Below are 20,333 nucleotides of genomic sequence, written 5' to 3'. Positions count from 1 at the left end.
TTACCCTGCGGCCCCCACAGTCATCGCCATGAGACGGTCGGCCGGCACCGTTTCCGGGATGTGCTGGGAGACGTAACCTTCGCTGTGGATCCGCTCGTCCTGCGCGCCCAGCGCGCGGGCGGCGGCGACGCAGGCCTCGACAAAACCGGGGCTGCCGGCGGTGAAGACGGAATGGCCGGAGAGGTCGGGGAACAGGCCGGGCAGGATCGCCGGGATGCGGCCCTTCAAGTGGTTGGGAGATTCTTCCCGCGTCAGGGTCACCTTGACCTTGAAATTGCGGTATTTGGCCTGCCAGTAGCTCAGCAGACCCTGCTGATAGACATCGGCCGTCGTGCGGGCGGAGACCAGCAGCGTCACCGGCGGCCGGTAGCCGCGGCGCAGCGCCGCGTCGGTCAGCGCCACAATGGGAGCGAGGCCGGAGCCGGCCGCCATGCAAAGCACCGGGCTGTCGACCGACGGGTCGCCGATGAAGGTACCGTAGGGGCCGGACAGCTTCACCATGTCGCCGACCGCGAGCCGGTCGTGGATCCAACTGCTGGTCGGGCCGCCGTCGACGCGGGTCACCTGCAGCGCGATCTCGCCGTCCGGACGGGGAGCGTTGGCGATGGAATAGCAGCGCGGCGGCGCACCGGCGGCGGCATCGCCCAGCATCACATACTGGCCCGGCCAGTAGCGCAGCGGCTGTCCCAGCGGGCGCAGACGCAGTTCCACGATGCGGGGCGTGCGCGGGATGCGGTCGGTGACGATGAACAGCACATTCTCGCGCGGCGGGAACAGCTTGGGCTGGGCGTCGGCGGTGCCGTATTCGATGACCAGCTCGTCGGAGATCGGCTTGGCCATGCACATCAGGCCATAGCCGTCCTTCCGCTCGGGCTGGGACAGCGCCATGTCCAGCACCATGCCCTGGTCGAACTGGCCGCTGAGGACCTTGACCTTGCATTCGCCGCAGGCGCCGGCGCGGCAGTTGTTGGGCAGGGCGTAGCCGGCCTGTTCCAGCGCCGACAGGACGGTCTCGCCGTCACGGCACTCGACCGTGCGGCCCGAGGGGTGGAGGCGGATGCGGCTCACCGGGGGGATCCTTGGGCGGGATTGGAGACGTGGGGACGCAATGTCCCCTCCCTGCCCCACGAAGAGGGGGAGGGAGGGGGAGACAGGAAAGGTCGGACGGAGTTGTTCAGAACACCGGAATGATCTCGTCCATGTCGACGTCCCGGACTTCCTCGCCGGTGATGCCGACCTCCGGGATCGCCGGGAAGGGGATGCCGTAGCGGTCCAGCACACCCTTCAGGTTCAGCATGGCGTTGCGCCAGTTCTCCTTCTTCGTCTCGTAATCCGGGATGTGGAAACCGGCGTTGCGGGCGATGGCCTCGGCCTCGCGCTGGGTGGCGATGAAGTCGTCGGGCAGGTCCCAGAACTGGGGCGGCGGCTCGAACAGCACGGCGGACAGGAACAGGTAGCCGGCCCGGATCTGCTTGGTGATGATCGACCGGTCCTCCACCGCCAGATGAGGATAGTCGCGCTCCATCACCGACATGCAGATCGCCATGTGGCGGCCCTCGTCGCGGCCGATGTTGCGGAAGGCCTCCTTGAACACCGGCTCGCTGCAGCCGGCCGCCATCTGGTGGAAGATGGTCGCCGCCGCGATCTCGCCCATCAGGAAGGAACTGAACAGAACGGCCAGCGAGTATTTCGGAACCGCCTTCTTGTAGCCGTCCCAATAGCGCCCGCCATTGTAGTAGAGCCAGTGGGCGTTCTTCCGCAGCCGGCGGCCGAGATCGGTCCTCGGCTCGTAGGTCAGCGGGCTGGTGGCCTCCAGCAGTCTGGTGATGGCGAGGCCGCACATCTGCTCGTGGTTCTGCTCGTCGCGGGTGACGGAGAAGAAGCAGCGGCGGACCGGGTCCTCCTCATGCACCTCGTAGGTCTTGATCAGCGCATGGGCGAAGACCGGCGGGGCGGAGGCGTCGAACACCGACAGGATGGTCCACCAATAGGCGATGGCCTCCCGCTCCTCCCAGCTGTAGCGCGACACGTCGAAGCTGTCCCAGGGCAGCTTGGCCGGGTCCCAGTTCTCGCGCTGGGCGGCGGTGTAGACCTCTTCCAGCTTCTTGGTCTGCGACACCCAGGACAGCGGATAGACGTTCGGCTGCGGCGTGGCGGGGGGCAGCTCCATCGTATTGGCGATGGGGGTGTAGTCCTTGGACATGGGGCGTTTCCTCCGGGAGCATTCCGCGGGCGCTCACATTTCCATCGGCGCCCTATGGTTTTTATATGACACAGAATATGCTCACTATCAACGATATCTGTATCATTTAATCCGCGTGAGGGTCGCCTCTAATCGATTGATTCAAAAAGAAATACGCAAGAATACGCCGAATTGATCCAGATCAATTCGTTCGCAAAGCGGAGTTTTTCCTGGCGCTGCGTATCGAAAGCCCGGACGTCAGCCGGCCGGGACGCTCTCCAGACCGCCGAAGCGGCCGTGGAAGGAGGGCTGGGCGTCGGGCAGGGGGCCATTGGCGGTGGTCGCCGCCTGCATCAGAAAGGAGTCCGACGGGCCGGCGAGGCGGCGGTAGAGATTCCGCGTCAGCATCCGCGCTTCCTGGCCCGGCCAGTCCGCCGGCAGCAGATCGGGCGGCAGCATCGGGTCGCGCAGCAGGATGCGGCGGAAATCATGGATCATCAGTGTGCGCAGGACGAAGCAGGCGGCCGGGTCGGGCGCATCGGCGGCATCGACCGCCGCCCAGACCGGACGGAAGTGATCCAGAAAGGCCGCATAGTCGTGTTCAAGCTGATCGATGTCCCAGCAGCCGCGCACCAGATCGCGCAATGCCCCGAACCCTTCGGCCCGGTCCAGGCTGGCCTTCATGTGGACGATCTTGTCCGCCACCCCCAGTTCGGCCAACGAGCGGTGCATCGCCGCCTCGTCGCAGTTGGGATGGGCGTAGACGGTGGCCGACGCGGCGCCGAATCCCTGCCAGATCAGCTCCCGCCGCAGGGCGTCGCGCGTCTCGGCATCCAGTGCGTTGGGCGGCACCATCAGCAGGTCCCAGCCGCGGTCCCATTCGCGGGCCAGCGGTGCATAGATCCGTCGCTCCGCCGCGGCGAAACGTTCCTTCCCGCTGTCGGTGACCCGGTAGAAGCTGCGCCGGCCGATCTGGGTGTTGGTCAGCCAGTCGTCCTTGCACAGCCGGAAGACCGAGGTGCGGACGATCCGCTCGCTCATCCCGAACTGACCCATCAGCTCGATCAGGCTGCCCAGCCACAGCGATCCGCCATGCGGCAGTACCGCGTCGCCATAGAGGGTGATGATCAGCGACTTCGCCCGCGGCGCGATCGCCTCGGTCAACTGGGCGGCAAGGTCTTCGGGGCGGCGCGGGCGGGCCATGCGGTGGGGGAGTCCTTATCGATGCGGATTGCGATGCCGATGGTGCGCAGTCGGGTGGCGCGACGGAGTTGTATACGAAAACCGGGGCCGGTTGGGCCAGTGCCACGACAGCGCGGAGCGGCCGGCCGGCGCCGGATATGAGGCGGCACGGACTTTCCGTTTGACAATCATTAATATGATACACTAGGTTGGAATCATAAAGGAAATATGTGTCATAAAGCGAAATGACGAGCCCCCGGGCTTGGCCGGAGAGATCGCAAAGGGAAAGGGGGGCGGGCGGCAACATCCGCACTTCGATTGTGGTTGAGCGCAAGGAAATTTTTCTTCCGAAACAATTTCGTTTGCAACATTATGCGAGACAAATCATCCCGCAGCGCCGGGGACGGGCCACCGCCCGGTCCGGCGACAAGCGGGGCAGCAGTTGGGAGGACATCATGCGCAAACGCCTGCTCGCCACCTTCGCTTTCACCGCCGCTTTCACCGCCGTAGCCGCGGTGACGGCGGTGCCCGGCCTGATGTCCGCGGCCGCCCAGGCGGCGGACCCGATCAAGGTCGGCGCCATCGTCTCGGCCACCGGCCCGGCCTCCTTCCTCGGCGATCCGGAGAAGAAGGTGCTGGAGCTGTATGCCGACCGCATCAACAAGGCGGGCGGGGTCGATGGCCGTCCGCTGCAACTGACGGTCTATGACGATGGCGGCGCCGCTGACAAGGCGGCGTCCTTCACCAAGCGCCTGATCGAGAGCGACGGCGTCGACGTGATCGTCGGCGGCACCACGACCGCGGCGACCATGGCGGCGGTGCCGCTGGTGGAGCGGGCGGGCGTGCCCTTCATCTCGCTGGCCGGTGCCGTGGTGATCGTCGAACCGGTGAAGAAGTGGGTGTTCAAGACCCCGCACACCGACCGCATGGCCGCGGAAAAAGTGATGGAGGACATGAGGAAGCGCGGGCTGACCAAGCTGGCGCTGCTGTCCGAGGATAGCGGCTTCGGCAAGTCCGGCCGCGAGCAGACCGTCGCCGTCGCCAAGGAGCGCGGGATCGAGCTGGTCGCCGACGAGACCTACGGCGCCAAGGACACCGACGTCACCGCCCAGCTGACCAAGATCAAGAACAACGCTTCCGCCCAGGCGGTGCTGGTGTTCGGCCTGGGCCAGGGCCCGGCGGTGGTGACCAAGAATTACCGCCAGCTCGGCATCGCGCTGCCGCTCTACCAGTCGCATGGCGTGGCGTCGAAGGAATATATCCGGCTGGCCGGCGGAGCCGCCGAGGGCGTCCGCCTGCCGGCCGCCGGTCTGGTCGTCGCGGCGCAACTGGCCGACAGCGACCCGCAGAAGAAGGTCGTGACCGACTTCACCAAGGTCTATGAGGACAGCTTCAACACCGAGGTGTCGACCTTCGCCGGCCACGCCTATGACGGGCTGATGATCGCGCTGGACGCAGTGAAGCGGGCCGGCGGCACCGACAAGGCCAAGCTGCGCGACGCCATCGAGCAGACCAAGGGCTATGTCGGCACCGGCGGCACCGTGACCATGAGCGCCAAGGACCATATGGGCCTGACGCTGGACGCCTTCCACATGGTGGAGGTTCGCCAAGGCGACTGGGCACTGGTGAAGTGACGAGCGCGGCCCGGATCCCCTCTCCCCCCCGCTCACGCGCAAACTTTGTTTGCGCTGACGCGACAGGCGGATCTTCGGTCCGCCGAAAGCGGGGAGAGGGTTAGGGTGAGGGGGATGCATGGCGCGGGTTCATCTGCCGGCATGCGCTTCGCATCTTCCCCAATCCACCCTCTGCATCCCCCTCACCCCGACCCTCTCCCCGGGGGGGAGAGGGGGAGATGTGCGCGGGAGAGGAACATCAGGAACCCAACGATGTTCGCGGAACTGCTGCAATATCTGCTGTCGGGGCTGACCATCGGCGCAATCTATGCGCTGGCGGGTCTCGGCTTCTCGATCATCTACAACGCCAGCCACGTCATCAATTTCGCCCAGGGCGAGTTCATCATGATCGGCGGCATGGCGTCGGCCACCCTGACGGCGTCGGGCGTGCCGCTGCCGCTGGCGATCCTGATCGGCTGCGGCGGCGCCATGCTGGTCGGCGTGCTGGTGGCGAAATTCGCGGTCGAACGCGCCCGCAACGCCTCCACCGTCACCCTCATCATCATCACCATCGGCGCGTCGATCTTCCTGCGCGGGGTTGCCGAGCTGGTCTGGGGCAAGGATTTCAAGCGGCTGGACGCCTTCTCGGGCGAGACGCCGATCCAGATCCTTGGCGCCTCGATGCAGCCGCAGTCGCTGTGGGTGGTGGGCACGGCCGGCGTGCTGATCGTCGCCATCGGCCTGTTCTTCGCGAAGACGCTGACCGGCAAGGCGATCCTTGCCACCTCGCACAACCGGCTGGCCGCCCAACTGGTCGGAATCGACGTGAAGCGGGTGGTGCTGGCCTCCTTCGCGCTGTCGGCGGCGCTGGGGGCGGTCGGTGGCGCGGTGGTGGCGCCCATCACCTTCTCCTACACCGAGATGGGCATCATGCTGGGGCTGAAGGGCTTCACCGCCGCGGTGCTGGGCGGGCTGGGCCATGGGCCGGGCGCCGTGGCCGGCGGGCTGATCGTCGGCATCGCCGAGGCGCTGGGCGCCGGCTACATCTCCTCGGCCTACAAGGATGCGGTGGCCTTCGTCATCATCCTGGCCGTCCTTCTCTTCATGCCGAACGGGCTGTTCGGCAAGCGCGGCACCGAACGGGTGTAAGGACTTATAGCCGATGAACGCACTCCTTCACGGGCGGCTGACCGGGCTTCTGGCGCTGGGCGCGGTGATCGCGGTCCTGCCGGCCGTCCTGCCCAACAACTTCTATCTGGACATCGCCATCCTGGCCGGCTTCAACGCCGTCGTCTGCGTCGGGCTGAACCTGCTGATCGGTTATGCCGGGCAGATCAGCCTGGGCCATGCCGGCTTCTTCGGCATCGGCGCCTATGCGTCCGGTGTGCTGGTCGGTGCCTATGGCTGGCCGCCGCTGCTGGCGCTGCTGGCCGGCGCGCTGTTCGTCGGTCTGCTGGCCTTCCTGGTCGCCAAGCCGATCCTGCGGCTGAAGGGCCATTACCTCGCCATGGCGACTCTCGGCATCGGCATCATCGTGTCCATCGTGCTGCGCACCGAAAGCGGCCTGACCGGCGGTCCCGACGGCATGATGGTCGAGCCGTTCAGGATCTTCGGCGTCGAGCTGTATGGCGAGAAGGTCTGGTACTGGGTGGTCGGCGTGCTGCTGGTCGGTGTGGTCTGGCTGTCGCTGAACCTGATCGACAGCCCGATGGGCCGGGCGCTCCGCGCCGTCCACGGATCGGAGGTGGCGGCGGAGGTGGTCGGCGTCGACACCGCGCGCTTCAAGGTGCTGGTCTTCGTCCTGTCGGCGGTGTTCGCCAGCGTGGCCGGCAGCCTGTTCGCCCATTACGCCGGCCTGATCACCCCGGCCAAGGCCGACTTCTTCAAGTCCATCGAATTGGTGACGATGGTGGTGTTCGGCGGCATGGCCTCGACCTTCGGCGCCGTCGTCGGGGCCGTGGTGCTGACGCTGCTGCCGCAGGCGCTGACGGTCTTCCAGGACTACCAGCAGATCGTGCTGGGCGGCATCCTGATGGCGACGATGGTGTTCATGCCCAAGGGGCTGCTTCCCACCCTGGCGGCGCTGCTCCCGGCGCGGAGGCGGGCATGAAGATGCTGGCGACCACAGAGCTGTCTCCCGACACCACGGCGCAGGCCCGCCGCGTTGGCCCGCCGATCCTGACGGTGGAGCATCTCAGCCGCGAGTTCGGCGGCGTGCTCGCCATCGGTGATCTCAGTTTCACCATCGCCGCCGGCGACATCCATTCGATCATCGGGCCGAACGGTGCCGGCAAGACCACCCTGTTCAACCTGGTGACCGGTGTCTACAAGCCGTCGGGCGGCCGGGTGCTGTTCGACGGGGCCGACGTGTCGGGCATGGCGCCCTACAGGCTGGCGGCCCGCGGCATGTCGCGCACCTTCCAGAACCTGCAGATCTTCTTCAACATGACGGCGCTGGAGAACGTCATGGTCGGGCGGCACCTGCACCTGAACACCCGGCTGCTGCCGGCGCTGTTCCGCTTCCCCTCCCTGGTGCGCAAGGACCGCGAGGCGAAGGAGCGGGCGGCGCGGTTGATGACCGAGGTCGGGCTGGAGAAATACATCGACGCCGACGCCGCCTCGATGCCCTACGGCGCGTTGAAGCGGCTGGAAATCGCCCGCGCGCTGGCGTCGGAACCGAAGCTGCTGCTGCTGGACGAGCCGGCGGCCGGCCTGAACGCCACCGAAAGCCGCGAGATCGACGCGGTGATCAAGAGGGTGGCGGCGACCGGCGTCACCATCGTGCTGGTGGAGCATGACATGAAGATGGTGATGGGCATCTCGCACCGGATCACCGCGCTGAACCAGGGCCGCATGCTGGCCGAAGGCACGCCGCAGGAGGTGGCGGCCAACCCGGACGTCATCGCCGCCTATCTCGGCGCGGCACCGTAAGGAGGGCCTCCCATGCTTCTGGAGATCGAGGGACTCAACAGCCATTACGGCCGCATCCACGCGCTGAAATCGGCCAGCCTGACCGTGCGCGAGGGCGAGCTGGTGGCGCTGGTCGGCGCCAACGGCGCCGGCAAGACGACGCTGCTGCGCACCCTGTCCGGCGTCCACCCCGCCAGCAGCGGGCGCATCACCTTCGACGGCTGCGACATCACAAGGATGAAGGCGTCGCGCCGCGTCGCCGAAGGGGTGGTGCAGGTGCCGGAGGGGCGGCAGCTGTTCGGCCCGCAGACGGTCGAGGACAACCTCCGCCTCGGCGCCTACCGCCGCGGCAGCGGCAAGCCGGACGACGACATCGACCGCCTGTACGAGATGTTTCCGGTGCTGAAGGTCAAACGCGATCAGCCCGCCGGCACCCTGTCGGGCGGCCAGCAGCAGATCGTGGCGCTGGGCCGCGCGCTGATGGCGAAGCCGCGCCTGCTTCTGCTCGACGAGCCAAGCATGGGGCTGGCGCCGCTGCTGGTGACCGAGATCTTCGATGCGGTGCAGCGGCTGAAGCGCGAGGGCACCACCATCCTGCTGGTCGAGCAGAACGCCCATGCGGCCCTCGCCATCGCCGACCGCGGCTATGTGATCGAGACCGGCGAGATCGTGCTGAGCGACAGCGGCGCCGCGCTTCTCAGCAACGAACGGGTGCGGCAGGCTTATCTGGGGCTGTGATAGCGTTCGATTCCAGATTGCCGCCGCACCGCAAAAATGGATCCAATCCCTTGAAACTCCACACCTACTTCCGCTCCTCCGCCGCCTACCGCGTGCGCATCGCCCTGAACCTGAAGGGGCTGGCGCCGGATCAGGCCTTCGTTCATCTGCGCAAGGGCGAACAGGCCAGGCCGCCCTATTCCGACCTCAACCCGGAACATCTGGTGCCGGCGCTGGAGGTCGACGGGCCGGAAGATGGGCCGGACGGGCACCATGTGCTGACCCAGTCGGTCGCCATCATCGAATATCTCGACGAGACGCATCCCACCCCGGCGCTGCTGCCGGCCGATGCGCTGGGCCGGGCGCGGGTGCGGGCGCTGGCGCTGGCGGTGGCCTGCGACGTCCATCCGTTGAACAATCTGCGGGTGCTGAACCATCTGAAGACGATGGGCCACGGCCAGGAGGAGGTCGATGGCTGGTACCGGCATTGGATCGCCGTCGGGCTGACCGCGCTGGAGGCGCGGCTGGCCGGCGATCCGCGCACCGGCCGCTTCTGCCATGGCGACGAGCCGGGCCTGGCCGACATCCTGCTGGTGCCGCAGATGCTGAACGCCCGCCGGTTCGGCTGCCCGCTGGAGGCCTATCCCACCCTGCGGCGCATCGACGAGGCCTGTTGCGCCCTGCCGGCCTTCGCCGCCGCCTTTCCCGACCTCCAGCCCGACGCGGAGGCGTGAGAGCGGCCGGAAGTCCGGCTTTTGTCCCCGCCAATCCGCGGTCCGCGCGTTGGTGTTAGCGGTTTCGCGACACCCTTCCGTGGTATAGAGGTAACGGGAGATCGGGTGGGGACGGCGGCCGGGTCATGTTGGACAATTTTTCTTCGATGGCGTACGACCTTGCCGAGAACATCGCGGCGAGCGCCTTCGTCGTCCTGGCCTATACCTTCCTGATCCGCCGGTCCGGCGGCTGGAGCCTGAACACCCGCCAGATCGTCTTCGGCGCCGTGATGGCGCTGACCGCCGTCTTTTCGATGGTCCATCCGATCCACATCGGGCCGGGCATCTTCATCGACGCGCGGGCGCCGCTGATCGGTCTGAGCGCCCTGTTCGGCGGTCCGCTCTCCGCCGCCATCACCGCCGCGACGGTCGCCGGTTACCGCATCTTCCTGGGCGGGGCGGGGATGGAAGCCGGCGCTGCCAACGCGCTGCTGTCCTTCCTGACCGGTGTCGGCTTCGCGCTGTGGGTGAAGCGGCGCGGGGTGGCGCTGGGCGTCGGCCCGTTGCTGGGATTCGGGTTGCTGCTGACGCTGGTGTCGCTGTTCACCCTGCTGCTGTTGCCCTCGCTGGATCTTGCGCTGCAGGTCGGCCTGCGCACGGCGCCGCCGCTGCTGGCGATCGTCCCGCTCGGCACCCTGTTCCTGGGCGGTCTGCTGCTGCGCGAGCAGCGCCATCACGATGCCGAGCGGCAGTTGGGGGAGAGCGAGGCCCGTTACCGTCTGCTGGCCGACAACGCCACCGACATGATCCTGGAGATGAAGGCCGACGGGTCGGTGCATTACCTGTCGCCGTCGGTGCGCGACATCCTGGGTCATGATCCGGGGGAGATCGTCGGATGCGCCCCGGCCAACCTGCTGCATCCCGACGACCTGGAAAGTGCGGCGATGGCCTTTGCCGGGATGCGGCCCGGGTCGCCCCCCGTCACCTTTACCCACCGGCTGCGCCACCGCGACGGCCATTACCTGTGGGTCGAATCCAGCATGCGTCCGACGGTGGGGTCGGAGGGCGGCTTCGTGGTGGTCGGCGTCGTCCGCGACGTGACCGAGCGCAAGCGCTACGAGGAGGCGCTGTCCGCCGCCCGCGCCGAGGCGGAGGCGGCCAATCGCGTGAAGTCGGAATTCCTCGCCTCGATGAGCCACGAGATCCGCACGCCGCTGAACGGCGTCATCGGCTTCGCCGACCTGCTGCTGGGCACCGACCTGTCGGCGGAACAGCGTCAGTATGTGGCGCTCCAGCGCGAAGCCGGGCGCGGGCTGCTGGCGATCATCGGCGACATTCTGGATTACTCAAAGATCGAGGCCGGCAAGCTGGAGCTGGAGGAGCGCTCCTTCGATCTGCATCGGCTGCTGCGCGATTGCCGCGACCTGATGAGCAATGCCGCCTCGCAGAAGGGGCTGCTGCTGCAACTGTCGCTGGGCGGCACCGTGCCGCGCTTCGTCCGTGGCGACGAGGCGCGCATCCGCCAGATCCTGCTGAACCTCGTCGGCAATGCGGTCAAGTTCACCGAACGCGGCTCGGTGCTGGTATCGGCCGGTCTGCTGTCGGGGGTGGCGGACGGCCGGGACACCGGCCGTGACGATGGCCGGGATGGCGGGGCGCCGGCCCTGCTGCGCTTTTCCGTCAGCGACACCGGCCCCGGCATCCCTGCGGCCGATCAGGCCAACCTGTTCCAGCGTTTCAGCCAGGGCGACCGCTCCACCACCCGGCGCTATGGCGGCACCGGGTTGGGCCTGATCATCTCCAAACAGCTGTCGGAACTGATGGGCGGGCGCATCGGCGTGCAGAGCAGCCCCGGCGTCGGCAGCACCTTCTGGTTCGAGCTGCCGCTGCCGGTCGCCGCCGCGCCCGGACTTGCCGCATCCGGATCGGCGAGCGGCGGCAAGGATGGCGCGGCAGCGCGCAGCGCCCGCATCCTGCTGGCCGAAGACGTGCCGATGAACCAGATCGTCACCTCCTCGATCCTCTGCAAGGCGGGCCACACCGTCGAGGTGGCCGAGGACGGCGTGCTGGCGGTGGAGGCGATGCGCAGGGGCGAGTTCGACCTTGTGCTGATGGACATGCAGATGCCGCGGATGGACGGCCTGCAGGCGACTGCGGCGATCCGCCAGCTTGGCGGACGGCGGGGCGCCGTGCCGATCATCGCGCTGACCGCAAACGCGCTGACCGATCAGCTGCAGCTTTGTCTGGATGTCGGCATGAACGACCATGTGACCAAACCGATCGAGCGCGACACGCTGCTGTCGGCGGTCGACCGCTGGCTCGACGCCGGCGCCGGGAGCGGCCCGGAGGGGGACGGCATGGAAGAGGCGACGGTGCTGGCCGGTGTGGCCCCGGTCTCCGACAGCGTCCCGGTGCTGAACCGTGCCACGCTGGATACGCTGGCAGAAACGCTGGGGGCCGACGTGCTGCCGCGCTTCATCGCCGGCACATTGTCCGAACTCGCGGTTCGCGCCGACCGCATCGGCGCTGCGGACTCGTCGAAAACCGTGGCGGCCGACGCCCATGCCATGGTGTCGCTGGCCGGCAATGTCGGCCTGCTGGAACTGTCGCGCACCGCCCGCAGCCTGCAGCACGCCTGCGAGCAGCAGCGGCCCGACGTTCCGGCGCTGAAGTCAGAGCTGCGCGACGCCGTCAACCGCGCCACCACCGCGCTCCAGGCGGCGCTGCCCACCCTGGGCGCGGCGGTGGAGACGGCGCGATGAGACGGCCCCTTACCGGTTGAGGATCACCGGTTTACGATCAGGGCGACGCCGGCGACGGCGACCGCGGCACCGGCCCAGGCGCCCAGAGACGGGCGCTGGCCGGTCAGCAGCCAAATCATCGGCAGGATCAGAACCGGGCTGAGGGCCGACAGGGTGGCGACCACCCCGGCATTGCCGTGGGCCAGCCCGACCAGCAGCAGCGTCATCCCCAGCCCGACGCCGAGCAGTCCGTTGCCGGCGATCTGCAGCATCAGCTTCGGCGTCAGTCCGCGCGGCACGAACAGGCCGGCCAGCAGCCTGTCGGACCGCCCACCGCCCGCTGTCGCGGCAGTGCCGCCGCGCATCGCCGACAGGGCGCCGATGGCCGTGAACATCAGCGCCGCGGTGGTGACCCGCACGGCGGCCGAGGCGACCGGATCCGCGCCCGCCGCCATCACCGGCTTGGCGATGATCGAACCGGCGGCCTGCCCGACGGCGGCCAGCAGGCAGACCGACACGCCGGCCAGCAGGCTGCCCTGGATCGCCTCCCAACTGTGGGTGGAGCCGGAGCGCAGCGCCACCGCCAGCATCACCCCCAGCGTGACCAGCGCCACGCCCAGGATGGTCCAGGGACCCAGCGCCTCCCCCAACAGGGCGTAGGCGAGCAGGGCGGTCAGCGGCGCGTTGGCGGCGTAGATCACCACATTGCGGCGCGGCCCCAGCCGGCTGAGCGACCAGAACAGTGCCATGTCCCCCACCACGATGCCCAGCAGCCCCGACAGGGCCAGCGTCAGCGCGGCACCGGCATCCAGCGTCTGCCAGCCGCCCATCAGCGTGGTGGCGACCAGCAGGGCGGTGGCGACGATGGTCAGGCGCACGCGGTTGAAGGCGATGGAGCCGAGCACCCGGACCGGTCCGATGGCGATCAGGCCGCCCGCGGCCCAGCACAGCGCCGCGCCCAGCGCGGCCATGTTGGCGATCATGATGGAACTGCGGACCGTTGGTTGAGGAGGGGGATTGCGGACGGGGACCGGCACTCTACAGCCGTCCCCCGCTGCCTGCGAAATGAGCATGACGCATGGCCGGGCCGATCTTCCGCAAGTCGGCTGGAACCGCCCGGCGCCCCCTGCCGTTGAATCGGTCGGAACACGCCGCCATGCATAGCCGATCCGAGGAGCACGCGACCGATGCGGACAGAGTTCACGAGGTTTGGCCCCATCGCCGTCGTCATGGCGGTCGGGTTTTTCGCCAGCCAGCCGGCAACGGCGCAGACGGCTGGAACGGGGCAGGCAAGCTGTGGCGCGATGGTGGAGCAGTTCGCCGCCGACCTGGGGCTGTCGACCGAACCGCCGCCGGTCGCCGTCCCCGGCCAATCCGGTTCCACCCCGCGCGACGAGCTGGGGGCGGGGGCCGGTTCCAGCGAGCAGCTTGCCCAGTCCGGCGGCATGGTGACCCCGCCGGCCGTCGGCGACCGGTCGGTGGTCGAGCCGCCGGCCATCGGCAGCAACATGCCGACCGCTCCGTCGGTCGCGCCGCAGGCCAATGCGCGGGCAACGCCGGACAGCGGACCCGGCGGTTCCGGCGGGGGTGACGGGCTGATGGGGCAGGCGGCGCGGAACGCCCAGCTGGACTCGCTGGTCACCGCCGCCCGCAGCGCCGCCCGCGATGGCGACGAGACGCGCTGCATGACCAGCCTGAACGATGCCCGGCGCCTGTCGCGAACCGCCCCCGGCGGCCATGGCGGCTGATGGTTCTCCAAAGACGCGAGGAGCGCTGCATGACCTTCCAACTCGGCCCCTTTCCGCCGGCGCCGCCGCGCGAACCGTCGGTGCCCGACGAACCGCTCCCGGTTCCGGGCGATCCGGCGCGTCCGCCGCTGGGCGAGCCGCCGGGTCCGATCCCCGTGCCGCCTCGCGAACCGCCGCCGGCGCCCGACCGTCTGATGGATCGCCTGATGGGCTGACGGCCATCCCGATCCCGTTCCGGCGATCTCACGGCCGCGATGGCGCGGCGACGATTCCATAGCCCATTCGGTGCATTCGGAGCGGTCCCGACTTGCCAAGAGCGCCCGGACGGGCGATGTGTCAGGGGTTGGCGTCCACCGGTCCACAGATGGACTGGCGAGGGCGCCGCTTCTGTTTGTCGGAGTTCGGGTTTCCCATGCACAATCAGCCGCCCCGCAGCCACGTCTATCGCCAGCCCAACGTCGTCGCCACCCAGGTGACGGCCACCGTGAAATGGTTCAACCCCGAACGCGGCTACGGCTTCGTCAAGGTCGGCGACAGCGGCAAGGACGCCCTGCTGCCGGCCTCGCTCGTCGTGCCCGCCGGCCACACCACCCTGCCGGACGGTGCCACCGTCGTCGTCGACATCGTCGAGGACCGCAAGGGCCAGCAGGTCAGCGTCCTGCACTCCGTCGACCTTTCCACCGCCGCGCCGGCCCGCCCGCAGGGGCGCGAGCGCAGCTTCGGGGATCGCGGCGACCGTGGATTCGGTGATCGGGGCAGTGACCGGGGCTTTGGCGACCGGGGCGGTGACCGGGGCTTCGGCGCGCGTCGCGAAGGCGGCGCTCCGCGCGACCGCAACTTCGGCGATCGGGGCGGCTTCCAGGGTCGTGGACCGGATCGCGGCCAGGATCGCGGCTTCCAGGATCGCGGCGGCCCCCGTCGGCCGCAGCAGGCTGCCAGCGGTCCGACCAGCGAGATGGGCGCCACGGTGAAGTGGTTCAACGGCGGCAAGGGCTATGGCTTCGCCCAGCCGGACGACGGCGGGCGCGACGTCTTCATTCCGGCCCGGGCGCTGGAAAGCGCCGGCCTGCGCGGGCTGGACGACGGGCAGCGCGTGCGCATGACCGTCCGCCAGACCGAAAAGGGCATGGAAGCGGTCAGCCTCAAGGTCGAGTGACCGCTTCGGCCGTCCCGTCACCCCTCTGACGGAACGGAGGACCGGCCCAGATGCTCCGCCGCTTCCCGCTGGTTGCGGGCGGCGGCGTCATCGGGGACGGCCAATCCGGCCTCTGGGCTGTTGACATGGGGTCTGCCAGGGGGGCCGCCGGAATTGCGGCGGTCCTCCTCCTCGATCTCGCGGGCGGCCTGCGCCCAATGGTCGAGATGGCGGTGGTCGGGCCGCCCTTCGTCTTCCCAAATCCGATAGGCCCGGTCACGGACCCGCGGGTCGTCCGGACCCAAGGTGTGTTCCATGATGGTCGGTTCCTGCTGTTGCGGTATGGGGCGGCCGGTCAGCTCCGGTCCGGCTCGGAGGGCGAGGAAATCCGTTCCAGCGCGTCCTGAACCGCGCGGTCGTTCTTGGCATCGGTGGCAAGGTCCCCCAGAGAGACGATGCCGGTCAGCCGGTCGTTGCGGTCCACCACCGGCACCCGCCGGATCTGCTGTCCGGCCATCAGTTCGGTCACGCTGCCGACCGGGTCGTCCTCGTAGCAATAGCGGGGATTGCCGGTCATCACCTCCGACACCTTGCAGCGGTCGGGCTGCTTGCCGGCGGAGATCGCCCGGATGGTGATGTCGCGGTCGGTGACCACACCGACCAGATCCCGCCCATCGCAGACGGGCAGGATGCCGACGTTCAACTGATCCATCAATTGCGCGGCCCGGCGGATGCTGTCGTCGGGCCGTACCGTCTGCACGTCGCGGGTCATGATCTCGCGGATTTTCATGCGGGGGCTTCCTGGATCGGTGGCGGTGGGGCGCGATGAAAGGCGGGCGCTGCTCCTGTCCCGCCCCCAACAGATGCGCCGGTCCGCCGTCCCGCTCAACCTATCCAGTAGAGGGGATTCACCCCGAAGAGCAGCGGGTGCAGCATTAGCATGCCCCCATAGGCGGCAAGCCCGCCGGCCAGCCGCGCCGGTCCCATTTCCGCCAGTCCGCGCAGCGCGCCACGCCAGCCCTGCGGCCCGTTCAGCGGCAGCAGCGCGGTTTCCCCTTGGAAGGCCCGGCCGGCGGGGCTGCGGCGCAGCACGATCTCGTTCTTCACCAGCGCGAACAGGGCGATGGCCGCCATGGTGCCGAACAGCAGAACGCGGCGTCCGTCGCCGGTGGCGTTCAGATGGGCCAGCGCCCACAGCAGCAGCGCCAGACTGCCCGGTGCCCGGGTCAGGCGGTAGATGCCGCGCGGCGGGTTGGGCGCGCCCTGGCTGCCGAAGCGGGTGGTGATGCGGGCGACCAGCAGCAGGAAGACGATGGGCATCACCACCGCCACCAGTGGCGCTGCCCAATCGATGGGCGTGAACAGCACCTCCCCGCCATCGGCGGCGCGATAGGCCAGCACGAAGAGGGCCAGCGTCGCCAGCGAACCGACGGAATGGATCGTCGCGAAGCCGCCGCGGCCGAGCCGGGCGATCAGGGCGGGCCGCACCCCCGGCCAGGACGGCAGGGCATGGCTGAGGAACAGCAGGGCGGCGGCGAGGGCGAGGGGTGCGGTCATGATGCGGACACCAAAGCGTGGATGGGCGGCCTGCGCCTTGATTGGGGTCAAGACATCCGGGATTGGGCCGGCATCGCGGGAACGCCGGCAAGGCCGGCGCGGTTCACGGTAAGACCCCTCCTCCTCCCCCGACCCCGTTGAGCCAATGACCGAGTGGATCATCCAGATCGTGCAGCAGTTCGGCTATCTCGGCATCTTCCTGATGCTGATTCTTGCCCGGGTGCTGCCTCCGGTGCCGGCGGAGACGGTGATTCCGCTGGCCGGCATGGCAGCTGCGACCGGCGAGTTCAACCTGTTGCTGGTGGCGCTGGCCGCCGGGGCGGGGTCGGCGGTGGGGGAACTGGTGTGGTACCTGCCGGCCCACTGGATGGGGCGCGAGCGGTTCGAGGCCTTCCTCCGTCGCCACGGCCATTGGTTGACGGTGAAGCCGGAGCAGGTCCACCGCGCCACCGGATGGTTCGCCCGGCGCGGCGGCGTCGCCGTGCTGCTGTGCCAGCCGCTGCCCGGACTGCGCACGCTGATCTCCGTTCCCGCCGGGGCCTGCGGGCTGCCGATGGGGGTGTTCCTGCTCTATGCCGCCGCCGGGGCGTCGCTGTGGTCGCTGGTGCTGGCCGGCACCGGCTATCTGGTGCGGGTCGGCTTCCCCTGGATCGCCGACTGGATGGTGCCGGGGGCGCTGGTGCTGTTCATCGTCCTGCTGGCGACCTATGTGCTGCGGCTGGTCCGCCACCGCCGCGACACCCGCAGGGAGGAGCGCAGGGAGGAACACCGGGCGGAGCGCGAGGGGATTTCACGCAGCGGTGGCTGAGGACGCGCGGAACCTTCGCCCCGGCCGGGGCGTTTGAGGCGCCAGATACCGCCAAACGAACATCGCCTTCCGGCCAGTCCCCGTTTCCGGCGGGAAGCCCGATCCGAAAGGAACCGACCAGATGACCCGCAAACCCGCAACGACGATCCGGTGGCGAGCCGCCGCCGTGCTGTCGGCGGCGCTCGGCATGGCCGCCTGCGCCTCCGATGTGCCGCCGCCCACCGCCCAGCTCGGCGCCGCCTCCCAGGCGGTGCAGGAGGCCGAGCGCGCCAATGCCCTTCAGTATGCCCCGGTGGCCTTGCAAAGCGCCCGCGACAAGCTGGCCGCCGCCGATAAGGCGATGCGCGCCGACGAGCGCACCCGCGCCCGCCGCCTCGCCGAGGAGGCCCGCGTCGATGCCGAACTGGCCACGGTGACTGCGCAGCGCGCGGTGACCCAGCAGGCCGCGACCGCGGTGGTGAAATCCGCGGTCCCCAACAATCCGCGGTCGGCCGCCATGCCGAATGCGGCGCCGGTCTACAGCGGCTCGACCCTGACGGCGCCGCCGTCCGACCTGAGCGGTTCCAGCTATGGCGGCTCCAGCTCCGGGGCGCCGGCCGCCGTTCCGCCGGCTCCGGCCGGCTCTCTCGGGACCAGTGGCGGCAACAGCTGGGGCTACAGCTATCCGGAGGTGCGTCAATGACCGCGTTCGTTCCCCGTACCGTCCTCGTGCTGGCCGGTCTCGGTCTCGGTCTGGCCGGTTGCGCCACCCAGCCGACCGACAGCGCCGCCCTGACCCAGGCGCGGCAGGATTACAGCCTCGCCGCGGCCAACCCGCAGGTCGCCGGCAACGCTCCGCTGCAGCTGCGCGACGCCGAGACGGCCCTGCGCCGGGCCGAGGCGATGCGCGACCAGGGCGCCGATGCCGCCGAGGTGGATCACCAGGCCTACATCGCCAGCCGCCGGGTGCAGATCGCCCAGGAGACGGCCGGGGTGAAGGGCGCCCAGACCGTGGTCGCCAATGCCGACACCTACCGCCTCCAGGCCCGCAACACCGAGCTGGAGCAGCAGCTGCGCGACCTCCAGGCGCAGCGGACCGAGCGCGGTCTGGTCATGACGCTGGGCGACATCCTGTTCGCCACCGGTCGGGCGGAGCTGACCCCCGGCGCCTATGAGCGCATCGACCGGCTCGCCCGGTTCCTGCAGGCCCAGCCCGGCCGTACCATCCGGATCGAAGGCCACACCGACAGCACCGGCAGCGACACCACCAACCTGCGCCTGTCGGAGGCCCGCGCCAATTCCGTCCGCGACGCCCTGACGATGCGCGGGGTCTCGCCGGCCCGCATCGTCACCCAGGGCATGGGCGAGGCGCAGCCCGTGGCAAGCAACGGCACCGATGCCGGCCGCCAGCAGAACCGCCGCGTCGAAATCGTCATCTCCGACGACGGCCGGGTCGCCGAGACCCGGTAAACGGCCTCACTGCCAGAGTCCCTCTTCCGCAAGGGGAAAGCATCGCCGGGCGGGCCTCGGTGGGTCGTCGAGCCAGCCTGGACGGGCACGCTTTTGTCGCCGGTTTCCGAAAAAAAGCGCTGATGCGGACCGAGATCATGCCCGGATTCCCCTGTTCTTACCCATGAAAGACGCGAGGCTCTGGCCGGACGCCGCGTTGCGGCTCCAGACACGGCATCCGTGTCGTTCCAAAGACGCCTGACCAAAGACGCCCGAGTGCGAGGCGTTGCCACCATGAAGGAGTTCGAGGATGCGTAACCTGATGATCGGTGCTGTTTCGGCAGTTCTCCTGATGGCCGCCCCGGCCATGGCCCAGACCGCTCAGCAAGCCAACCCCGGTACCCTCAAGGGCAGCGGCGCATACCAAACCGCCCCGAGCAGCACCACCAATGTCGGACCGGACGGCATCGTCCACACCCCGCCGGGCGCCACGACCTCGCCGTCGGCCGGCTCGACGACGGGCGGTCCGCTGAACTCCAACGGCATGTCGGGGTCGACCGGCACCTCCGGCAGCACCATGTCGGGGTCCTCGACCTCGCCGGTGCCGGGCGTGACCACCGCGCCGTCGGGCATGGGCAACAACACCGGCAGCAACATCCCGCGCGACAACCAGACCGCGACCGGCACCCACTGCCCGCCGGGCACGCCGAATTGCGGCCCGGACAACGGCGGCAGCCAGTAACCCCCCTGTTGCGGCAACAGCACGGGCGCCCCGGAGCCATCCCTCCGGCGGCGCCCGCGTCGTTTGTGGAGCGGGGAGGGTGTCCGGTGCAGCGACCTGTCCGCGCCGCCAGCCCTTTCGCCGCCTGCGCCCGCGCCTTCAGCCGGGTGCGCGGACCGAGCGGCGGCGCGGCGGCGCTTCCGCGAAATCGTCGAGCGGGGCGGTGCCGGCGGCGGTGGCGACCAGACGGCGGAACAGGGCCTGCTGGCGGCTGTCGGCGACCAGATATTCCGGATGCCACTGCACGCCGATCATGAAGGGATCGTCCGGTGCCTCGATGCCCTGGACGACGCCGGCGCGTTCGCGGGCGACGACGCGCAGGCCGTCGCCGACGCGGTCCACCGACTGATGGTGCAGGGCGTTCACCCGGCATTCGGCGATGCCGAGGATGCGGTAGAGCCGGCTGTCCGGTTCGATCCGGATGCGCTTGCGCGGCAGCACGGTGCGCATGTGCGGAGCCTCCTCGTACACCTCGTGGATGTCGATGTGGAGCGACCCGCCGCGATGGACGTTGATCATCTGCGACCCGCGGCAGATGCCCAGCACCGGCAGCGCGATCTTCGCGGCACAGTCCAGCGCCCTCATCTCCAGCCGGTCGCGTTCGGGATCGATGCGGATCTGCGGACGGGCGGATTCGCCGTAGAGCGAGGCGTCGATGTCGTCGCCGCCGCCGACGACCAGCGCGTCCAGGCGGTCGATGGGGAAGGGCGCATCGGCGGTGATGCGGACCGACGACGCGCCGGCCCGCCACAGGGCGAGCCGGTTGGCCATGGCGGCGATGCGGCTGCCATGGATCGAGGCGGTGATGCCGACCAGCG

General features: G+C 69.2%; 22 protein-coding genes. 14 read left to right on the top strand and 8 right to left on the bottom strand.

What is annotated here, in order from left to right; translation table 11 throughout:
- The 3 genes from I71_RS17985 to paaX all read right to left on the bottom strand — a co-directional run bounded on the left by I71_RS17985 (position 1) and on the right by paaX (position 3,385).
- Positions 1-1,068: a 2Fe-2S iron-sulfur cluster-binding protein gene (locus tag I71_RS17985; protein WP_042696210.1), complete on the bottom strand. Its 1,068-nt coding sequence runs from the start codon at positions 1,066-1,068 to the stop codon at positions 1-3.
- A 106-nt stretch (positions 1,069-1,174) separates the two neighbouring features.
- Positions 1,175-2,203, bottom strand: coding sequence for a hypothetical protein (locus I71_RS17980; RefSeq protein WP_042696209.1), 1,029 nt, complete (start codon positions 2,201-2,203; stop codon positions 1,175-1,177).
- A 237-nt stretch (positions 2,204-2,440) separates the two neighbouring features.
- Positions 2,441-3,385 (bottom strand): phenylacetic acid degradation operon negative regulatory protein PaaX, encoded by a 945-nt coding sequence (gene paaX / locus I71_RS17975; RefSeq protein WP_042696208.1) that lies wholly within the window; start codon positions 3,383-3,385, stop codon positions 2,441-2,443.
- 434 nt (positions 3,386-3,819) lie between these two features.
- On the opposite strand from paaX, the gene I71_RS17970 reads away from it, so the two are divergent.
- From I71_RS17970 to I71_RS17940, 7 genes are all read left to right on the top strand, one after another.
- The gene (locus I71_RS17970) at positions 3,820-4,998 is read left to right on the top strand and encodes an ABC transporter substrate-binding protein (protein WP_042696223.1); all 1,179 of its coding nucleotides are present in this window, start codon (positions 3,820-3,822) and stop codon (positions 4,996-4,998) included.
- 252 nt (positions 4,999-5,250) lie between these two features.
- Positions 5,251-6,126: a branched-chain amino acid ABC transporter permease gene (locus I71_RS17965; protein WP_042696207.1), complete on the top strand. Its 876-nt coding sequence runs from the start codon at positions 5,251-5,253 to the stop codon at positions 6,124-6,126.
- Between the two features lie 13 nt (positions 6,127-6,139).
- The gene (locus tag I71_RS17960; RefSeq protein WP_042696206.1) at positions 6,140-7,087 is read left to right on the top strand and encodes a branched-chain amino acid ABC transporter permease; all 948 of its coding nucleotides are present in this window, start codon (positions 6,140-6,142) and stop codon (positions 7,085-7,087) included.
- On the top strand, positions 7,084-7,908 hold the full coding sequence (locus tag I71_RS17955; protein ID WP_083897235.1) for an ABC transporter ATP-binding protein: 825 nt from the start codon (positions 7,084-7,086) through the stop codon (positions 7,906-7,908). Before I71_RS17960 ends, I71_RS17955 begins: the two co-directional genes overlap by 4 nt.
- Before the next feature lie 12 nt (positions 7,909-7,920).
- Positions 7,921-8,625 carry an ABC transporter ATP-binding protein gene (locus I71_RS17950; RefSeq protein ID WP_042696205.1) on the top strand — a complete coding sequence of 235 codons (705 nt, stop codon included), beginning with the start codon at positions 7,921-7,923 and terminating at the stop codon, positions 8,623-8,625.
- A 50-nt stretch (positions 8,626-8,675) separates the two neighbouring features.
- A complete protein-coding gene (gene maiA, locus I71_RS17945) occupies positions 8,676-9,338 on the top strand; it encodes a maleylacetoacetate isomerase (protein WP_042696204.1) in 663 nt (220 codons plus the stop codon).
- A 146-nt stretch (positions 9,339-9,484) separates the two neighbouring features.
- A complete protein-coding gene (locus tag I71_RS17940; RefSeq protein ID WP_042696221.1) occupies positions 9,485-12,079 on the top strand; it encodes an ATP-binding protein in 2,595 nt (864 codons plus the stop codon).
- 23 nt (positions 12,080-12,102) lie between these two features.
- Here I71_RS17940 and I71_RS17935 read toward each other — a convergent pair whose 3' ends face one another.
- The gene (locus I71_RS17935; protein WP_049976183.1) at positions 12,103-13,041 is read right to left on the bottom strand and encodes a DMT family transporter; all 939 of its coding nucleotides are present in this window, start codon (positions 13,039-13,041) and stop codon (positions 12,103-12,105) included.
- A gap of 204 nt (positions 13,042-13,245) precedes the next feature.
- Between I71_RS17935 and I71_RS17930 the strand changes: the two genes are divergently transcribed.
- The 3 genes from I71_RS17930 to I71_RS17920 all read left to right on the top strand — a co-directional run bounded on the left by I71_RS17930 (position 13,246) and on the right by I71_RS17920 (position 14,962).
- Positions 13,246-13,806 carry a hypothetical protein gene (locus tag I71_RS17930; protein WP_042696203.1) on the top strand — a complete coding sequence of 187 codons (561 nt, stop codon included), beginning with the start codon at positions 13,246-13,248 and terminating at the stop codon, positions 13,804-13,806.
- Positions 13,807-13,835: 29 nt separating this feature from the next.
- Positions 13,836-14,021, top strand: coding sequence for a hypothetical protein (locus tag I71_RS17925; RefSeq protein WP_042696202.1), 186 nt, complete (start codon positions 13,836-13,838; stop codon positions 14,019-14,021).
- Positions 14,022-14,218: 197 nt separating this feature from the next.
- Positions 14,219-14,962 (top strand): cold-shock protein, encoded by a 744-nt coding sequence (locus I71_RS17920; protein WP_042696201.1) that lies wholly within the window; start codon positions 14,219-14,221, stop codon positions 14,960-14,962.
- Positions 14,963-14,979: 17 nt separating this feature from the next.
- Here the strand turns inward: I71_RS17920 and I71_RS17915 are convergent, their stop codons facing one another.
- From I71_RS17915 to I71_RS17905, 3 genes are all read right to left on the bottom strand, one after another.
- On the bottom strand, positions 14,980-15,258 hold the full coding sequence (locus I71_RS17915; RefSeq protein WP_042696200.1) for a DUF2934 domain-containing protein: 279 nt from the start codon (positions 15,256-15,258) through the stop codon (positions 14,980-14,982).
- A 38-nt stretch (positions 15,259-15,296) separates the two neighbouring features.
- Positions 15,297-15,731: a CBS domain-containing protein gene (locus I71_RS17910; protein WP_042696199.1), complete on the bottom strand. Its 435-nt coding sequence runs from the start codon at positions 15,729-15,731 to the stop codon at positions 15,297-15,299.
- Between the two features lie 95 nt (positions 15,732-15,826).
- On the bottom strand, positions 15,827-16,498 hold the full coding sequence (locus I71_RS17905) for an NnrU family protein (RefSeq protein ID WP_042696219.1): 672 nt from the start codon (positions 16,496-16,498) through the stop codon (positions 15,827-15,829).
- Between the two features lie 145 nt (positions 16,499-16,643).
- Between I71_RS17905 and I71_RS17900 the strand changes: the two genes are divergently transcribed.
- The 4 genes from I71_RS17900 (at position 16,644) to I71_RS17885 (ending at position 19,476) form a co-directional block, all read left to right on the top strand.
- Positions 16,644-17,306 (top strand): DedA family protein, encoded by a 663-nt coding sequence (locus I71_RS17900; RefSeq protein WP_042696198.1) that lies wholly within the window; start codon positions 16,644-16,646, stop codon positions 17,304-17,306.
- Positions 17,307-17,427: 121 nt separating this feature from the next.
- Positions 17,428-17,988, top strand: a complete 561-nt coding sequence (locus I71_RS17895; RefSeq protein WP_042696197.1) for a DUF4398 domain-containing protein — start codon at positions 17,428-17,430, stop codon at positions 17,986-17,988.
- Positions 17,985-18,755: an OmpA family protein gene (locus I71_RS17890; protein WP_042696196.1), complete on the top strand. Its 771-nt coding sequence runs from the start codon at positions 17,985-17,987 to the stop codon at positions 18,753-18,755. The genes I71_RS17895 and I71_RS17890 overlap by 4 nt, the downstream gene beginning before the upstream one ends.
- 289 nt (positions 18,756-19,044) lie before the next feature.
- Complete coding sequence (locus I71_RS17885; protein WP_042696195.1) at positions 19,045-19,476, top strand: hypothetical protein; 432 nt, start codon at positions 19,045-19,047, stop codon at positions 19,474-19,476.
- Between the two features lie 138 nt (positions 19,477-19,614).
- Here I71_RS17885 and I71_RS17880 read toward each other — a convergent pair whose 3' ends face one another.
- Positions 19,615-20,331 (bottom strand): gamma-glutamyl-gamma-aminobutyrate hydrolase family protein, encoded by a 717-nt coding sequence (locus tag I71_RS17880; RefSeq protein WP_042696194.1) that lies wholly within the window; start codon positions 20,329-20,331, stop codon positions 19,615-19,617.
- Between the last annotated feature and the right edge of the window lie 2 nt (positions 20,332-20,333).

Source organism: Azospirillum sp. B506 (assembly GCF_000333595.1).
GTDB lineage: Bacteria > Pseudomonadota > Alphaproteobacteria > Azospirillales > Azospirillaceae > Azospirillum.
The sequence above is the reverse complement of the archived record's forward strand: the minus strand, read 5'-3'. Positions and strand labels throughout refer to the sequence as shown.

Excerpts from the sequence above, each read along its gene's own strand:
- I71_RS17980 (WP_042696209.1), bottom strand. The coding sequence starts at position 2,203 with ATGTCCAAGGACTACACCCCCATCGCCAATACGATGGAGCTGCCCCCC.
- paaX (WP_042696208.1), bottom strand. The coding sequence starts at position 3,385 with ATGGCCCGCCCGCGCCGCCCCGAAGACCTTGCCGCCCAGTTGACCGAG.
- I71_RS17970 (WP_042696223.1), top strand. The coding sequence starts at position 3,820 with ATGCGCAAACGCCTGCTCGCCACCTTCGCTTTCACCGCCGCTTTCACC.
- I71_RS17965 (WP_042696207.1), top strand. The coding sequence starts at position 5,251 with ATGTTCGCGGAACTGCTGCAATATCTGCTGTCGGGGCTGACCATCGGC.
- I71_RS17960 (WP_042696206.1), top strand. The coding sequence starts at position 6,140 with ATGAACGCACTCCTTCACGGGCGGCTGACCGGGCTTCTGGCGCTGGGC.
- I71_RS17955 (WP_083897235.1), top strand. The coding sequence starts at position 7,084 with ATGAAGATGCTGGCGACCACAGAGCTGTCTCCCGACACCACGGCGCAG.
- I71_RS17950 (WP_042696205.1), top strand. The coding sequence starts at position 7,921 with ATGCTTCTGGAGATCGAGGGACTCAACAGCCATTACGGCCGCATCCAC.
- I71_RS17940 (WP_042696221.1), top strand. The coding sequence starts at position 9,485 with ATGGCGTACGACCTTGCCGAGAACATCGCGGCGAGCGCCTTCGTCGTC.
- I71_RS17935 (WP_049976183.1), bottom strand. The coding sequence starts at position 13,041 with ATGATCGCCAACATGGCCGCGCTGGGCGCGGCGCTGTGCTGGGCCGCG.
- I71_RS17930 (WP_042696203.1), top strand. The coding sequence starts at position 13,246 with ATGCGGACAGAGTTCACGAGGTTTGGCCCCATCGCCGTCGTCATGGCG.
- I71_RS17925 (WP_042696202.1), top strand. The coding sequence starts at position 13,836 with ATGACCTTCCAACTCGGCCCCTTTCCGCCGGCGCCGCCGCGCGAACCG.
- I71_RS17920 (WP_042696201.1), top strand. The coding sequence starts at position 14,219 with ATGCACAATCAGCCGCCCCGCAGCCACGTCTATCGCCAGCCCAACGTC.
- I71_RS17915 (WP_042696200.1), bottom strand. The coding sequence starts at position 15,258 with ATGGAACACACCTTGGGTCCGGACGACCCGCGGGTCCGTGACCGGGCC.
- I71_RS17910 (WP_042696199.1), bottom strand. The coding sequence starts at position 15,731 with ATGAAAATCCGCGAGATCATGACCCGCGACGTGCAGACGGTACGGCCC.
- I71_RS17905 (WP_042696219.1), bottom strand. The coding sequence starts at position 16,498 with ATGACCGCACCCCTCGCCCTCGCCGCCGCCCTGCTGTTCCTCAGCCAT.
- I71_RS17900 (WP_042696198.1), top strand. The coding sequence starts at position 16,644 with ATGACCGAGTGGATCATCCAGATCGTGCAGCAGTTCGGCTATCTCGGC.
- I71_RS17895 (WP_042696197.1), top strand. The coding sequence starts at position 17,428 with ATGACCCGCAAACCCGCAACGACGATCCGGTGGCGAGCCGCCGCCGTG.
- I71_RS17890 (WP_042696196.1), top strand. The coding sequence starts at position 17,985 with ATGACCGCGTTCGTTCCCCGTACCGTCCTCGTGCTGGCCGGTCTCGGT.
- I71_RS17885 (WP_042696195.1), top strand. The coding sequence starts at position 19,045 with ATGCGTAACCTGATGATCGGTGCTGTTTCGGCAGTTCTCCTGATGGCC.